Raw genomic sequence first — 15,639 nt, 5'->3', positions numbered from 1 at the left:
GATTATGATGAAGCTTCTTGCCGTCGATACCACCGGTCAGGGATGCAGCGTGGCCGTCACTGACGATGACGTGCTGCTTTGTGAATTGAATTTCCGTAAAAAGGAAACCCATTCACGGCATATCATGGGGCTGATTGACACTGTTCTGGGGGCTTGCCGGCTTTCGATCCATGACATCGACGGCTATGCCGTCAGCCGGGGCCCCGGGAGTTTCACCGGCCTGCGCATCGGTTTGAGCACCGTCAAAGGCCTTGCCCTTGTGACGGGAAAACCCGTGGCAGGTGTTTCCTCGCTCGATGCCCTGGCGATGAATGTGCCGTGCTCGAACCGTCCTGTCTGCGCTCTGATCGATGCCCGTAAAAATGAGGTGTACATGGCCCGCTACCGATGGGACGGGAAGGTGCCCGTCGCCGTGGTTCAGGGATGCGCCGTGGGCCCCGAATCTCTTGTCGCGGGGGTCGATGAAGAAACCGTTTTTGTCGGATCCGGTCTTTCCGTGTTTGGTGATATCATAAAAAAACGGCTGGGTTCCATGGCGGTGTGTCTGCCGCCTGAAGCCGGATCGATCCGGGCGCTTCACGTGGCCCGTCTGGCGTATAAACGGTTCCATTCCGGTGAGGTTGACAGGACAGACAGCCTGGTCCCCCATTATATAAGGCCTTCGGACGCCGAACTCAACCATCGGGCAGCGCCGGCCGAATCAGGTGTTTGACTTTTTTTGAAGAGTCTGATAGGCAGTCCCTATCCGTTACGGCGGTGTGTGCGTTTATGATAATTTCTGATAACAAGGTTCAATCATGACTAATTTTTCCTGGCCCGAAAAGCCCGGGCTGACGGCTTTTCCAATTGCCGGAGCCGGGTTCCCCTATATTATCGTCGCAGCCCTTACAACGTTTATCCTGGCATTGATCGGCCTGACCTTTCTTGCCTTTGTCTGCCTTGTTCTGACCCTCTTTATCTGCTTTTTTTTCAGAGACCCGGACCGGGTCATTCAGGACAGGGAAGGGGCCGTCTCTTCTCCGGCTGACGGACGCATCGTTCTCATCGAGGACCTGAAAGACAATCCGTTTACCAAGGCTCCCTGCAAGAAGATCAGTATTTTCATGTCGGTGTTCAATGTCCACGTGAACCGAATCCCCTTTTCAGGTACGATTTCTGAAATCCGTTATTTTCCCGGGAAATTCCTGAACGCCAGCCTTGACAAGGCGTCATCGGACAATGAACGAAACGCGCTGATCATCAAAACCGAGTCCGGCATGACCTATGCTACGGTTCAGATCGCAGGCTTGATCGCACGGCGGATTATCTGCGGCGTCCAACCCGGAGACACGGTCCGCCGCGGTGTGCGCTTCGGGCTGATCTGTTTCGGTTCGCGACTTGACGTGTATCTTCCCCCGGATACAACGGTCGCTGTTCGCCTGGGCGACAAGGTTCAGGCCGGGACATCAACACTCGGGTATGTCAACCATGGATGAAACCCCTATGTCGCGTCGTGACAAGATCAAACGTGGAATTTACATTCTTCCGAACACGTTTACCTCGTTGAATCTCTTTTGCGGATTCTTTGCCATCGTATCCGCCATCGACGCACGGTTTGAATATGCCGCCATTGCCGTGCTTGTCGCGGTGATTTTTGACTCCCTTGACGGCAAGATCGCCCGGGCCACCCATACGACCAGTCAGTTCGGCATTGAATACGATTCGCTGTCGGATCTGGTATCCTTTGGTCTTGCCCCGTCGCTTCTGATGTATATGTGGGTGCTCAAACCCATGGGACGCGTGGGTTGGCTTGCCGCCTTTCTGTTTACAACCTGCGGCGCTTTGAGGCTGGCCCGATTCAATACCATGGCCGAAGAAACGCCGAGCTCTCATTTTCTGGGCCTTCCCATACCGGCGGCGGCCGCCATGAACAGCACCACCGTCCTTTTCTGCAGTCGATATGCGATTCCTGCCGAAGAGATGCCGGTTTTTTTTCTTGTGGGTGTCTACTGCCTTTCATTTCTTATGGTCAGCACCATCAAGTACGAAAGTTTCAAGAAGGCGGAGCTTTTCAAGAAAATGAAATTCAATGTGCTGGTGGGGCTCATCCTTGCTTTTGTCGTTATCGCCCTGAAGCCTCAGTTCTTTCTTTTTTCCATCGGTTTGATTTATGTGATTTCAGGGCCGATGGCGTTTGTGGTGGGCATGATTCGGACAAAGCACGAAAAAAAAGTTAACTCACATAAACTATAGATTTATTCATTCATTTGTTATATATTTCATAACCCCTTTCGGGTCATAGCTGAACACGGCGCCGGTGGCGCCGGTTCCGCTTACGCGCCTGAAAGAGGTTTTGTTTTTTTATCCGTCAAATCAGGAGATGACGTTGAACAGAGTACCCATCACAAAAGAAGGTTACCAGGCATTAAAAAAAGATCTGGAAAAGCTCAAATCCGTTGAACGCCCCGAAAATATCAAGGCCATCGAAATCGCGAGGGCCCACGGTGATTTGTCGGAAAACGCCGAATTTGATGCTGCCAAAGAACGACAGGCTTTTATCGAAGGGCGGATCAACGAGCTTGAATACAAACTGGGCAATGCGGAAATCATTGACCCGTCCAATCTGCCCAAAGACAAGGTCGTTTTCGCCAGCACCTTTATTCTGGAGAATATCGACACCGGAGATGAGGTCAGATACCAGTTGGTGGGTGATGATGAGTCGGACATCGAAAAAGGGAAAATATCCGTTTCGTCCCCCCTGGGCCGCGCCATTTTGGGAAAGGTGCCCGGGGATGAGATCGTTCTCCAGGCGCCCGGCGGCAAACGGTCCTATGAACTTATCGAAATTATTTAATTTTATCCTTCCATGGAGGTCATAAAGTGGCTCGCGTAACTATTGAAGATTGCCTTGACAAGATTCCCAATCGTTTCATGCTCGTTCACATGGCTGCAAAACGGGTTCGTCAGATCCGCGAAGGCGCTGAGTTTCTTGTTAAAAAATCAGACAATGAGGATATCGTCACCGCATTGCGCGAAATAGCGGCCGGCAAGGTGTACATCAATCTGTCCGACACGGACTCCGATGATTGATGTCTGAACCCGTTTGGCAACAATCAGTAAAACATATGCCTTGATCAACCGTCGTGTCGGAAAGGCTATCCATCAGTATCGAATGATCGACCATGGGGATCGGATTCTGGTGGGCCTTTCCGGCGGGAAAGACAGCCTGACCCTTCTTTCCGCCCTGGATGAACGCCGGAAACGCATCCCCGTGGCCTACGAGCTTTATCCGGTTTATATCGACCCCGGATTTGAGCCCGGCTATGCCGAGCAGCTGGCGCATTATTGCACAGTGCGCGGCCACCTGTTGCAGTATGAAATCACCGACCATGGTCCCCGTGCCCATGAGCCGTCCAACCAGGTCAACCCCTGTTTTCTCTGCTCACGGAATCGACGGAAACGTCTGTTTGAAATCGCTGAAGAACTTGGGTGTACAAAAATTGCCCTGGGGCACACCCGGGACGATATCATTGAAACCCTTTTCATCAATATGTTTTATTCAGGTCAAATCAGCACCATGACCCCCTGCCAGGCCATGTTCGATGGGCGGTTTACGGTTATCCGCCCGCTGGCTCTGGTCGATGAATCCGATGTGCAGGCCTTTGCACGGCAACAGAACTTTCCTTCGTTTGTCAATGCCTGCCCGTCGGCGTCTCGGTCCAAGCGTCGCGAGATCAAGGAACTGTTACATCACGTGTACAGAAGTAATCCAAATATCAAAGGAAACATATTCCGGTCCATGTCACGGGTCAGGGAAGACTATTTGTTGACATAAATAGAAATCTTTGCTTTTTTACGAACTGGATACGGAAAAACACAATGGATGGCTGATACATGATTGATATTCAGAAGCAGAAAGACTTTCGAAATATCCCCATTGATCAGGTCGGAATCAAGAACCTCAAATATCCCATCAGGGTTCTGGATCGGGAAAAGGGGTTTCAGCACACCGTGGCCACGATCAATATGTATGTCGATCTGCCCCATCACTCCAAAGGTACCCACATGAGCCGTTTTGTGGAGTTGCTTCACACCTTTCAGTTCGAGGTTTCCCTGAAAACCTTCGGTGTGATTCTGGAGGAGATGAAAACCATCCTCGACGCGGCCTCATCCCATGTTGAAATGAGTTTTCCGTATTTTATCGAAAAAAAAGCGCCGGTCAGTCAGTCGCCCGGGCTGGTCGATTACACCTGCAATTTCATCGGAACGCATGATCGTAACGGGAATCTTGATTTGATTTCCGAAGTCGTGGTGCCCATCACGTCCCTGTGCCCCTGTTCCAAGGAGATCAGTTGCGCCGGTGCACACAATCAGAGGGGCGAGGTCCGTCTGATGACGCGGTTCAAACGGTTTATCTGGATCGAAGACATGATCAATCTGGTGGAACGGGCCGCGTCATGCGAATTGTACTCGGTCCTGAAACGGGTCGATGAAAAATACGTGACGGAGAAGGCGTACAACAATCCTAAATTTGTCGAAGACGTGGTTCGGGACATCGCCCAGGAACTGAACGCCGATGACAATATCATCTGGTTTTCCGTCAGTGCGGAAAACTTCGAATCCATCCACAATCACAGCGCCTACGCCTCCATTACCAGCGGTGACATGCCAAACACCGTTCCCGTCAAATCATAATCGTTTTCAGCTATTCGTGAGCGTGGTCATTCAGTATGCGGATCAGCTGTTGAAGGATTCTTTCCGAAGACGAGCCCGGCGTATTGCAGAAAACGACAAATCGTTGTTCGATACCCATAGGACCCGTCACATAACCGACCCGTGTGGATATGCCGGTGAGCGTGCCCGTCTTGTAATAAACCGAATCTTTTTTCTTCATCAGAAAATAATGTGATGCAAAGGCGTTGAGCAGGCGATCCATGTCCCGGGCCGAAATCCTGTTGTCACGGGAGAGACCCGACCCCTCGATGACAACCACGCGATCGGAAAGCCCCTGTGATAAGAGGTATCGATTGAGCACACCCACACCTTTTTCGAGTGTGCCCGGGGCGCCCTGTACCCGGGCTCCCATGGTCAGCACCAGTTGATTGGCGATGAAATTATTTGAATACTCAAGAAGCTGCGAGACAATATCATTCAATGAAAATGGAGAATGAAACGTGTAAATTGCATCCTTTTCAGCGGATGGGGACGGTGCCGTCAGGATATCTCCCGTTACGGGCATGCCGTTTTTTTCGAGAAAAAACCTGAAAAGATGGGCCGCGTATAAGCGACTGTCATGCCGGGTCAGCCGTATGCGTCCCTCATCCAATCCGGATGCTTCAATGACATCGGTCAGGAAGGGCAAAAGAGGGGTTTGCGGTTCCGCGCTGATCAGACGGCCTTCGGGTGTGCGCAGGAAATTCACCGTATTGAAATTGGCGCAAAGGGCACCGTTGGGAGAATCATAGGGTTCGGATGAATGGGGCACGGCACCGGGCACCATCAGGCTTGTGAAGAATGAATCATCATACAGAATATTGCGCAGAGCGCCGGTTTTCTTTTTCAAAATCGGAACCAGAGCCGCACTGCACCGGGCAATAACCTCTGAAATCAGAAGGGGGTCGCCATAGCCTTTGATGGTGAGATTGTTCTGATCATCGAGAAAAAAATCCGTGTGATACCTGAAGCCTTCTCCCAGACAGTCAAAGGCCGAAAGGGCGGTCAGCACTTTGAGTGTCGACGCGGGAATCAGCATTCTGTCGGCGTTTTTTTCATAGAGGCACCGGCTGCCTGCCATCACCAGGACGGCATCGTCCGGACCGATCAAGGCGTCCAGCCGGGCGAACCCCGCATCGGACGAAACCGTCTTCAGGAATAAACACGCCACACACATCAGGATCTTGGTCATCTTGCGATTAATCACCATAGAAGGCCCGATACGCCTTGAATGTCATGTAGACATCGGATTTACTCGAAATTTCAAAGGGCGAATGCATGGAAAGAAGCGCCGGGCCGCAATCGACGATGTCCATGCCGTAAGCTGCAAGGAATTTGGCGATGGTGCCGCCGCCTCCCTGATCGACCTTACCCAGCTCACCGGTTTGCCAGACAATGTCGTTGGCATCGAACAGCCGGCGGATTTGGCCCATGTATTCAGCACTGGCGTCACTGGATCCTGATTTTCCGCCGGTTCCGGTAAACTTGGTCACGCAGACCCCATACCCCAGGCGCGCAGCATTTTTTTTGTCATGCACGTCCTGATAATCGGGTTCCAGAGCGGCGTTGACATCGGCGGACAGCATCTGCGAACGGATCAGGGCTTTGCGCAGGGTGCGCTCGGTTGCCCGGCCGTCGTGCTTTTCCATCAGATCAGAGACAAAATCCTCGAAGAAACGTGATTTGGCGCCGGTGTTTCCTTCGCTGCCGATTTCTTCCTTATCAAAAAAGAACCCTATTGCCGTATGGCGGGGGGATTGTGTTTCAAGAATCGCCTGAAACGATGTGAAGGCGCACACGCGGTCATCCTGACCGTATGCGCCGATCAGACTCTGGTCCAGTCCCACATCCCGGGCCGGGCCCGCCGGAACCAGTTCAATTTCTGCGCTGATAAAATCATCCTCGGTCATGCCGTATCGGTCCGACAGGATTTTGAGCACGGCCAGCTTGAAACGCTCCCGGGTTTTTTCATCGCCGATGGGCAGGCTTCCCACCAGGATGTTGAGTTTTTCCCCGTCAAAGGCATCGGACAGTTTTTTGTCAGCCTGCGATTTGGCGAGATGGGGCAGCAGATCGGAAATTGTAAAAACCGGATCCGAGGCGGCTTCGCCAATGACCAGATCGATTCGCGAACCGTTTTTGACAATCACCGACCCGTGGAGGGCAAGGGGGCGGGCCAGCCAGTGATATTTTCGTATCCCGCCGTAATAATGCGTTTTCATCATGGCCAGATCAACATCTTCATACAACGGGTTTTGTTTGAGATCCAGGCGTGGTGAATCAATGTGAGAGCCGATCAGGCGAAACCCGTCTTCAAACGGCGTCTGACCGCATACGGAAAGGGCGATCATCTTGTTACGGTATACCTTATAATAACGCCCATCGGGTGAGGTCCCCGTATCCAGATCGACAAAGCCGTTTTGTTCGGCCTGATCGACCATGTAGTGAACGGCTTCACGTTCGGTCTTACAGGCATCGAGAAAGGCCTTGTACCTCTCTGAAAAAAGAAGCGCCTGCTTTTTTCCCTTCTGATTGAGTCTGTCCCAGACCAGAACCTTATTTTTTGTCACGTTCGATCGGATATGATCGATTTCTTTCTTGGTCAATGTGTTCATCATTCCCTCACCGGGTTTTTTGTCAGGCCCTTGTCATCGCTGTCAATGATCAGCGTGACCGGGCCGTCGTTGATCAGACTGACGTCCATCATGGCCTGAAACTCTCCGGCGCCTGTCCGGATGCCCTGCCTGTTCAGGCAATCGATAAAATACAGATAAAGCTCCCGGGCCGCATCCGGCGTTGCCGCCCGAGCAAAGGAAGGGCGGCGGCCTTTTCGGCAATCGCCCATCAGAGTAAACTGGGACACCACCAGGATTTCACCGCCGATCTCCATGGCGGATCGATTCATTTTCCCGGCGTCATCCTCAAAAATTCTCAATTCAGGAATTTTTCGGGCCAGATAATCGGCTTCGGCGAATGTATCCTCCCGGGCTATCCCGAGAAAGACCAGAAGCCCTTTTCCGATTCGGCTGACGAGCCGTCCGTCAACGTGGACCGAACTTTCACTGACCCGCTGAATCAGGGCCTTCATCGTTTGGAATCCTTTCCGGCACCCATCAGTTTGCCAAACGGGTTGTTGAACGGGGCCGGCCCGGCCGGCCCTTTCTTTTTCCCACCACCCGGCGCCTGTTTTTTTTCAGGCCCGGTTGTCCGCCGGTCCAAAGCCCGTTGGGCGGTCTTTTTACCTCCTTCGGGAGGCCGACGCATGGACAGGGAGATCCGTTTCCGGTCACTATCCACATCAAGAACACGAACCGTGACAGTCTGGCTGACCTTGACCACCGTCCCCGGGTCCTTGACAAAGTTGTCCGACAGCTCGCTGATATGAACCAGTCCGTCCTGATGAACGCCCACATCCACAAACGCACCGAATGCCGTCACATTGGTGACGATCCCCGGAAGGGTCATCCCCGGAGCCAGATCGGACAGTTTATCGATCCCGGCGGCAAAAGAGAATTCCTTGAATTCCTGCCGGGGATCCCGTCCAGGCTTCGCCAGTTCGGCGAGGATATCCATAAGGGTTGGAATACCTGTTTTTTTAGAAACATACCGATTGATATCAATGCTGTCTCTCAGGGATTTGTCATTTATCAGATCCTCGATACGGCATCCCAGGTCCCCTGCCATTTGCTCGACGATGGGGTAACTTTCCGGATGAACGGCACTTTTATCGAGGGGCACGGCGCCATCGGGGATCCGCAGAAATCCGGCACACTGTTCAAACGCTTTGGGGCCCAATCGGGGGACCTTGATCAATTGCCTGCGATCGGTGAACGGACCATGGGCGTCCCGGTACGCGACGATGTTGCCGGCCAGAACCGGTCCCAGGCCGGAGACATAGGTCAGAAGCTGGGCACTGGCCCGGTTGACATCCACACCAACCGCATTGACGCAATAGACAACACAGTCATCAAGGGCGCGCTTCAGGGCGTTTTGGTCCACGTCATGCTGGTACTGGCCGACGCCGATGGATTTGGGATCGATTTTCACCAGCTCGGACAAGGGGTCCATCAGACGCCGTCCGATGGATACCGCCCCGCGAAGGGTCAGATCAAGATCCGGAAATTCCTCCCTGGCCAGATCGGATGCGGAATAAATCGAGGCGCCGCTTTCATTGACAAGAATCGTCGACACAGGGGAAGGAAAGGGGATTTTTTTGATAAAGGTTTCCGTTTCACGCCCACCTGTTCCGTTCCCGACGGCGATGGCTTCGATCTTGAATGTCTCACAGAGCTTAAGGATCGTCTTACTCGCCTCCCGATCGTTTTTTTCGTTCATGTTCGGGTAAATGGTGTCGTGATGCAGCAGTTTGCCCTGACGATCGAGGCAGACGAGTTTGCATCCGGTTCGGAATCCCGGGTCGACCCCCATCACCCGTTTAGCACCCAGGGGCGGGGCGAGGAGCAGCTCACGCAGATTTTCCGTAAACACCTCGATGGCCTGTCTGTCCGCCTTTTCCTTGAGCGAAAGGCGCGTTTCGGTTTCCATGGATCTGGAAAGAAGCCGTTTGTAGCTGTCGGCGATCGCCAGGTCGACCTCGTGGGAATCTTCACCGCCGGATTTGACAAACAGGCGTCTGAGGATGGAAAGCGCCTGATCTTCGGGCGGAGCAATGCTGAAGCTCAGGATATCCTCTTTTTCTCCGCGTCTCATGGCGAGAATTCGGTGGGATGGGGCGCTTTTGACCGCTTCCTGCCAGTTGAAATAGTCTGAGTATTTTTTCCCCGCCTCTTCCTTGCCCGGAATGACCGACGATGAAATCAGTCCCTTTTCGAGAAACAGATGCCGAAGCTTAGAACGGGCCTCCGGCGTTTCACTGATCATTTCCGCCATAATATCACGGGCGCCTTCGAGGGCCTCTTCAACGGTTCCCACGTTTTTATCCGCATCCACGAACGCAGACGCTGCCTGGACCGGAGACTGGCCGGTTTGAGCCATGATCAGCAGGGCAAGGGGCTCAAGTCCTTTTTCCCTGGCAATGGTGGCCCGGGTTCTTCGTTTGGGTTTGTAGGGGAGATAGATATCCTCAAGCTCCGCAAGGGTCTGGACATGATCGATGCTGTGTTTAAGGTCGTCGCTGAGCACACCCTGTTTTTCAAGTGAGCGAAGGATGGTTTCCTTGCGGGAATCCAGTTCCTGCATCTGAATCAGCCGGTTACGAATATCGGTGATGGCGACCTCATCCAGACTGCCTGTGGCTTCCTTGCGGTAGCGGGCGATAAACGGAACCGTGGCATCCTGCATCAGAAGCTCGACCACGGCCGAAACCTGTTTGTCCCCAAGGGACAATGCTTCGGCGATCTTCAGTATATGATTTGGTTTCATGGTATGATGATGACGTTCAAGGGGTTAAAAAACATGAGGAGAATCGCATTACATATGCATGACGCTCGTTGGAAACACCTGCTACAAAAAAACCGATACCATGTTCTTGATGGTCTCATAAAGCTTTTTTTTCAAATAATGAAACCCCCATCGCTCAGGATAGGCCAAGGGAGCGAACGACAGTTGCATATCAACCGCGTAAAGACCGGTTTCAGCATCAATGCCCTGATATGAAATCTGATACGGGGTTTTTATGTAACCTTCATAACTCAGGATGGATTCATCGTGAAGCGCGCCCTCCCGTGAGAGGTTCCGGTTGCGGATTGAACGTGTTCCGGAGGCCCGGAGCAGATGCTTGAATGCATCATGCTTGGCTGAGGATAGCGCATCCGGATCGGCATCACGGGCACTGCGGCCCTGAATGTTGAACGTGCTGAATGACGTCATCCTGAAATCCTCGGTCGCAGGCTGCATCAGAAGTTTGTTTTCCGTTTCGAGGCCATTGACGGTCTTGATGTCAAGACGGACATAAAGCATGCCGCTGCAATCGTTTGCAACGATGTCGGGTGCCGGAAACGGAACACGCACGATAGAAAAAAGAATGAACACAAAACCGGCCAATACTCTGAAGACGCTTTTTGACAGGGTCATACGCTGTTTTTTATTTAGTGGTTGACATAATTTGCATAAACCATAATATTCCAGATATTGAACGGTCTCAAGGCTTAATTCGTTTCACATTTTGATTATCATCGATCATTTTCAGGCGTTTTTTATCATGACGGAAATCGGATGACGTGATTTGCGGCCTTGATGTAAGTAATATATAAAACTATGGATTGTATTTCACACATAGTTTTGGTAGATTGCACGGGAGTTTTTTTAAAAAACCTGCCTCGTCAGGTAATGATCTTCAAAATACGTCTTGATCAGGGTGTCTCAAAACTTATCGAGGATGTCAATGAGTATTAAGGATAAAGTCAAGGCGCTGTTAAAGGAAGCAGACCTTTACAAGTCGCAGCGTCTTCTCAAGGAATCTAAGGACAAATATCTTGAAGCGGTCTCGCTTATACAGAACAATGAACAGATTCCCAATCGAAAAAGTCTGATCAGCGCCATAATAAAAAAAATCAATGCTCTTGATGTCGGGATTGTCCGATGGGACAAGTCTGCGAGTACCCCTGAAGTATCACCCAAAGTGCAGGACTTGATCAAAAAACTGTTCACGGCGGAAGGAGACAAGGACACCGAAGCAATCAAAGCCCTCAAAAGTGCGATCACCCTTGCCAAATTCGGTCAGTACAAACGGGCTATCAAGGAATTCAATCAATTGCTTCCCATTGAATCCATCTGCATTCCGGCGGCCAAAAATTCATTGAAATGCATTATCGAGGTCGCCTCGATCGAAGATGCCGTCGCCCAGTATCGTCAATGGGTGAAGAAAAACATCCTGAACGGTGAACGTGCCCAGGCGGTGGGGCAATTTCTTCAGGGGCTCATCGACAATGAGGGGCTGGCCATTCGGCTTGATGAGCAGGATTCGTCTGTCGAGCCCGCCGTCGGATCCGATACGGCGGCGGACTCCTCGGGCAGCAGTTTTATGGAACAGGATGATGAGGACATCATCGATATCACGTCCATCGGTATCAGGTTCGGTCACGGCCCGAAAAAAGGCCAGCATGTCGAACTCGATGTGAGTTTCCAGGCCGGCAACATCCTCAGTCTCATCGTCTCAAGCAAGGACAAGCTTTTGATCGAGAGCCTCAAGGTCGGTGTTCAACTCGATGACATGGATTTTTTTTCACCCATTGCAATTTTCAATGGTTCGGGTATTGTCGAGGCTTGTACGCTGATCGAGTCAGGGCCCAAACGGGGCGATTACAGCCTCGATATCAAGATTCACAGCATTTAATTTTATTTGATTATTTTTGGTCTGACTGTATAATGCAGAAATACCTGTCAATCTACACATCCGGAATATGGGAATTGCGAATCAATGGCAATATTTAATATCCAAAAACGGGAAATCGAATGCAAGATCGTCTACTATGGTCCGGGGCGATGTGGTAAAACCACGAATCTCGAATACATTTTCAAGGCTTTCAAAAAACAGGTGACCGGTGAAATGGTTTCGGTTGACACCGAAGGTGACAGCACGTTGTTTTTTGACTTTCTTCCCATTGGATTGGGGAAGATCAAAGGATGCGATGTGCGTGTCCAGATTTTCACCGTTCCCGGTCAGCAAAAATATTCATCGACGAGAAAACTCGTTCTCAAAGGCGTTGACGGCATCGTTTTTGTTGCAGACTCCCTCGAGGTTCGACGTGAAAAAAACATGCTCTCCCTGAAAGACCTCCAGCAGAACCTTAAGGATTATGGTCTCAGCATCACGCGGGTCCCTCTGATTATGCAGTACAACAAACGGGATCTGGCCGACGAGGGCATGCCCATCATGTCGGTCGAGAAAATGGAGCGAGATTTGAACAGGCAGCTTAAAGTCCCTTCGTTTCAGGCCAGTGCCATCAAAGGAACGGGCGTTGGGAATACCCTACAAGAATGCTTGAAGCTCACCTTGATATCCCTTCAGCGTGAGTTGAAATGGTCACAATAAGTCATACGAATGAAAAACAAAGCGGTACTTGCAGGCAACCTGACGTTCATCAATCTCGGCGATCTTCTGCAGCTTTTGAGCACAGATAATCGAACCGGTGTTTTGCGCATTACCCATCCCCATTTCAAGGAGCCCGGTCTGATTTATATCCAATCAGGCAATCCTGTCGATGCCCGGGCGGATGACAAATCCGGACTCGATGCCATGTACTCCCTTTTTGGTTGGGTTTCCGGCGATTTTGAATTCTGCCTTGATGATGTCACAGGCCCGGTGGTGATCAAGAAACGAATGATGGCCATTGTTCTTGATGCCCTTCGCGTGCTTGACGAAGGCGGTATCGAAAAAATCGGTGACGAACAGCCCGATCAGGCCGAACCGGAAGTCAAGACGGCGCCGGGGCTGAATACCCCGATCCGTGGCCCTTTTGTCGAATATTCTTCGGTCGTCGATGAAGACGAGTATGCCGACGGTGCCGTGATTGTTGCCCAGGGGCGTCACGGGAACTGGCTGTGGGTTGTTCTGGAGGGCGTGGTTGATATTATCAAGCAGACAGAAAAGGGGGAGGCGCTCATCTCATCGGCCGGCCCCGGTGCCTTCATCGGCGGTCTCATTTCCCTTCTTCAGCCTGAAAACACCCGAAGCGCCACCGCCGTTGCCCGGGGTGCCGTTCAATTGGGTGTCATTGATACCCAACAGCTTTCAAGCGAGGTGTCATCGCTTGATCCTGAATTCAAAAAGGTTCTCCTGAGCCTCGACAATCGGCTCCGACGGATTTCTTCCCGCCATGCGGCCATCCTCAACGGAGAAAGTCCGTTTCAGGGATTGCCCTTGAACATCAAACCCATGATCCGTCAGGGGGACGATGTCCAGAAAGTGTTTACCATTTTAAACGGCGAGGCCCATCTTGTTCGAACCACACCCAAAGGAATGGTTTATCTGATGACCCTTGGCAAAGGAGATTTCATCGGCCACATTCCATTTATCAATATTGATCATGAACCCTCTTTCGCCGCGGTCTTCGCGTCTGAAGACCTGAAACTCGGGATTCTCGATACGGAAAAAATCATGAATGAATACGATAAACTCTCAGTGACCGTTAAGAATATCATCGCTTATACGACGGTCTGCATATCGGTAACAACCGGCAGGGCATGCGCTTAAACAGAACTATATCAGAAAAGCGGGGAAGCATGGACAATAGAAAACATCGCAGATTCGACTCCGGAAATCTCCTTTCTTATGTATGTTTGGACGAAAAAGACAAGGTTGTTCAACAGGGGATGGGGAAAACCATCGATGTCAGTGAAGGCGGGATACTGTTAGAGACGCATGTTTCCATCAATCCGGATTACACCATTCTTCTGAGTATCGGCTTTGAAGATGATATGGCCGATATCAAGGGCAGTGTCATCTATTCCCGGAAACGGGGAGACGGCATGATCGAATCGGGCATAAAATTCAAAAGTATTACCAGCGAATGCCAGAGTATTCTGACCTCGTTTATCAAAAAATTTCATATGTAGCCCGGCGGTTTCTTCCTGAAAATGAAAATAGGCGTAATTTCAGATACTCATGTTACAACCCCGGTGGAGGCCCTATGCAGTTTGGCAGATGATGTTTTTGCGGATGTTTCCATGATCCTCCATGCCGGAGACCTGACGCGCCTTTGTGTTCTTGATGCCTTTCCCGGAAAGGAAGTGATTGCTGTGGCCGGCAACATGGATCGTTATGATGTGACAAGCACATTGCCGAAACAGAAAGTGATTGACCTGTGTGGTTATCGCATCGGACTGATACACGGCTGGGGCTCTCCCCGAGGGCTTGAAGACCGTATCATCCGGTGTTTCAACGATGTCCATGTCATTGTATACGGCCATACCCATCGGGTGGCCAACCATATCAATGCGGGAATCCTGATGTTCAATCCGGGAGCCTTTGCGGGTTCCTATCCGTTTGGGAGCAATCGTTCCGTTGGTGTTTTAACCATCAGTGAAAGTACGGGTGTCAGCGGAACAATTATCAATATTTGACAGTTTTTTTTTACATGAGGATGCACTATGAGCCGCACGGTATTTGAAACGGATTTTAACGGTCTGAATCTTTTGAAACGAGGTAAGGTCAGGGACATTTACGATCTGGGGGACTATTACCTGATCGTTGCAACAGACAGACTTTCAGCATTTGACGTGGTGCTGCCTGATCCTATCCCTGAAAAGGGCAAGGTCCTCACCCAGATTTCACTTTTCTGGTTTCGGAATATGGCATCGATTGTTCCGAACCACCTTGTCGCAAGCGATGTGAACGATTATCCGGCGATATGCAAACCCTATGCGGAGCAGCTTAAGGACCGAAGCATGCTTGTCCGGAAGGCGGAACCCCTTCCCGTTGAATGTGTGGTGCGCGGCTACATTTCCGGTTCCGGATGGAAATCATACAAGGAATCCGGTGCCGTCTGTGGAATTGAATTGCCCAAAGGCCTTAAGGAATCGGACCGCCTGCCCGAACCGATTTTCACCCCGTCGACCAAAGAAGAGGTCGGACTTCATGATATCAATATCGATTTTGATCAGTCCGTGACCATTCTTGGGCGTGAGCGCGCTGAGAAAGTCCGCGACCTCAGCCTGAAACTCTACAAAAAAGGCGTTGAAATCGCGGAGCGATTCGGAATCATTATCGCCGATACCAAATTTGAATTCGGAATCGTTGACAACGAGATCATTCTGATCGATGAGGTCATGACGCCTGATTCATCCCGTTTCTGGCCCAAGGCGTCCTATTGCCCCGGAGGAGCCCAGGAAAGTTACGACAAACAGTATGTTCGTGACTACCTGCTGACGCTCGACTGGGACAAAACGCCTCCCGGCCCGAAACTGCCTGACGATGTCATTCGTAAAACAAGTATGAAGTATCTCGATGCTCTGACGTTATTTAATCCTGAAAAATAAGAGATCGAT

General features: G+C 51.1%; 18 protein-coding genes. 13 read left to right on the top strand and 5 right to left on the bottom strand.

Features of this window, described 5'->3' with window-relative positions; all coding sequences use genetic code 11:
- Nucleotides 1-4: 4 nt before the first annotated feature.
- The 7 genes from tsaB to folE2 all read left to right on the top strand — a co-directional run bounded on the left by tsaB (nt 5) and on the right by folE2 (nt 4,674).
- On the top strand, nt 5-712 hold the full coding sequence (gene tsaB / locus ACYQ11_RS02045; RefSeq protein ID WP_459922070.1) for a tRNA (adenosine(37)-N6)-threonylcarbamoyltransferase complex dimerization subunit type 1 TsaB: 708 nt from the start codon (nt 5-7) through the stop codon (nt 710-712).
- 85 nt (nt 713-797) lie between these two features.
- A complete protein-coding gene (locus ACYQ11_RS02040; protein WP_459922069.1) occupies nt 798-1,475 on the top strand; it encodes a phosphatidylserine decarboxylase family protein in 678 nt (225 codons plus the stop codon).
- Nucleotides 1,468-2,232 carry a CDP-diacylglycerol--serine O-phosphatidyltransferase gene (gene pssA / locus ACYQ11_RS02035; RefSeq protein ID WP_459922068.1) on the top strand — a complete coding sequence of 255 codons (765 nt, stop codon included), beginning with the start codon at nt 1,468-1,470 and terminating at the stop codon, nt 2,230-2,232. Before ACYQ11_RS02040 ends, pssA begins: the two co-directional genes overlap by 8 nt.
- Nucleotides 2,233-2,365: 133 nt before the next feature.
- Nucleotides 2,366-2,833 carry a transcription elongation factor GreA gene (gene greA / locus ACYQ11_RS02030; protein WP_459922067.1) on the top strand — a complete coding sequence of 156 codons (468 nt, stop codon included), beginning with the start codon at nt 2,366-2,368 and terminating at the stop codon, nt 2,831-2,833.
- 26 nt (nt 2,834-2,859) lie between these two features.
- On the top strand, nt 2,860-3,069 hold the full coding sequence (gene rpoZ / locus ACYQ11_RS02025; RefSeq protein ID WP_459922066.1) for a DNA-directed RNA polymerase subunit omega: 210 nt from the start codon (nt 2,860-2,862) through the stop codon (nt 3,067-3,069).
- Between the two features lie 13 nt (nt 3,070-3,082).
- Nucleotides 3,083-3,814: a PP-loop family protein gene (locus ACYQ11_RS02020; protein WP_459922065.1), complete on the top strand. Its 732-nt coding sequence runs from the start codon at nt 3,083-3,085 to the stop codon at nt 3,812-3,814.
- 59 nt (nt 3,815-3,873) lie between these two features.
- Entirely contained in the window at nt 3,874-4,674 is an 801-nt protein-coding gene (folE2, locus tag ACYQ11_RS02015) for a GTP cyclohydrolase FolE2 (protein WP_459922064.1), read from the top strand.
- 10 nt (nt 4,675-4,684) lie between these two features.
- On the opposite strand, the gene ACYQ11_RS02010 is transcribed toward folE2, so the two are convergent.
- From ACYQ11_RS02010 to ACYQ11_RS01990, 5 genes are all read right to left on the bottom strand, one after another.
- The gene (locus ACYQ11_RS02010) at nt 4,685-5,884 is read right to left on the bottom strand and encodes a D-alanyl-D-alanine carboxypeptidase/D-alanyl-D-alanine-endopeptidase (protein ID WP_459922063.1); all 1,200 of its coding nucleotides are present in this window, start codon (nt 5,882-5,884) and stop codon (nt 4,685-4,687) included.
- A 7-nt stretch (nt 5,885-5,891) separates the two neighbouring features.
- Nucleotides 5,892-7,310 carry an aminopeptidase gene (locus ACYQ11_RS02005; RefSeq protein WP_459922062.1) on the bottom strand — a complete coding sequence of 473 codons (1,419 nt, stop codon included), beginning with the start codon at nt 7,308-7,310 and terminating at the stop codon, nt 5,892-5,894.
- On the bottom strand, nt 7,307-7,780 hold the full coding sequence (gene dtd, locus ACYQ11_RS02000) for a D-aminoacyl-tRNA deacylase (protein WP_459922061.1): 474 nt from the start codon (nt 7,778-7,780) through the stop codon (nt 7,307-7,309). The genes ACYQ11_RS02005 and dtd overlap by 4 nt, the downstream gene beginning before the upstream one ends.
- Nucleotides 7,777-10,074, bottom strand: coding sequence for a Tex family protein (locus tag ACYQ11_RS01995; RefSeq protein ID WP_459922060.1), 2,298 nt, complete (start codon nt 10,072-10,074; stop codon nt 7,777-7,779). The genes dtd and ACYQ11_RS01995 overlap by 4 nt, the downstream gene beginning before the upstream one ends.
- An 81-nt stretch (nt 10,075-10,155) precedes the next feature.
- Nucleotides 10,156-10,725 carry a hypothetical protein gene (locus ACYQ11_RS01990; protein WP_459922059.1) on the bottom strand — a complete coding sequence of 190 codons (570 nt, stop codon included), beginning with the start codon at nt 10,723-10,725 and terminating at the stop codon, nt 10,156-10,158.
- Between the two features lie 310 nt (nt 10,726-11,035).
- On the opposite strand from ACYQ11_RS01990, the gene ACYQ11_RS01985 reads away from it, so the two are divergent.
- The 6 genes from ACYQ11_RS01985 to ACYQ11_RS01960 all read left to right on the top strand — a co-directional run bounded on the left by ACYQ11_RS01985 (nt 11,036) and on the right by ACYQ11_RS01960 (nt 15,630).
- The gene (locus tag ACYQ11_RS01985; protein WP_459922058.1) at nt 11,036-11,986 is read left to right on the top strand and encodes a hypothetical protein; all 951 of its coding nucleotides are present in this window, start codon (nt 11,036-11,038) and stop codon (nt 11,984-11,986) included.
- A gap of 84 nt (nt 11,987-12,070) precedes the next feature.
- The gene (locus ACYQ11_RS01980) at nt 12,071-12,685 is read left to right on the top strand and encodes a GTP-binding protein (protein WP_459922057.1); all 615 of its coding nucleotides are present in this window, start codon (nt 12,071-12,073) and stop codon (nt 12,683-12,685) included.
- 9 nt (nt 12,686-12,694) lie between these two features.
- Nucleotides 12,695-13,846 carry a cyclic nucleotide-binding domain-containing protein gene (locus tag ACYQ11_RS01975; RefSeq protein WP_459922056.1) on the top strand — a complete coding sequence of 384 codons (1,152 nt, stop codon included), beginning with the start codon at nt 12,695-12,697 and terminating at the stop codon, nt 13,844-13,846.
- Nucleotides 13,837-14,208, top strand: coding sequence for a PilZ domain-containing protein (locus ACYQ11_RS01970; protein ID WP_459922055.1), 372 nt, complete (start codon nt 13,837-13,839; stop codon nt 14,206-14,208). The genes ACYQ11_RS01975 and ACYQ11_RS01970 overlap by 10 nt, the downstream gene beginning before the upstream one ends.
- 21 nt (nt 14,209-14,229) lie before the next feature.
- Nucleotides 14,230-14,715 carry a metallophosphoesterase family protein gene (locus ACYQ11_RS01965; RefSeq protein ID WP_459922054.1) on the top strand — a complete coding sequence of 162 codons (486 nt, stop codon included), beginning with the start codon at nt 14,230-14,232 and terminating at the stop codon, nt 14,713-14,715.
- 27 nt (nt 14,716-14,742) lie between these two features.
- Nucleotides 14,743-15,630, top strand: coding sequence for a phosphoribosylaminoimidazolesuccinocarboxamide synthase (locus tag ACYQ11_RS01960; protein WP_459922053.1), 888 nt, complete (start codon nt 14,743-14,745; stop codon nt 15,628-15,630).
- Nucleotides 15,631-15,639 lie beyond the last annotated feature (9 nt).

It is taken from the genome of Desulfatiferula olefinivorans, assembly GCF_054657895.1.
This window is presented reverse-complemented; position numbering and strand designations above follow the sequence as displayed.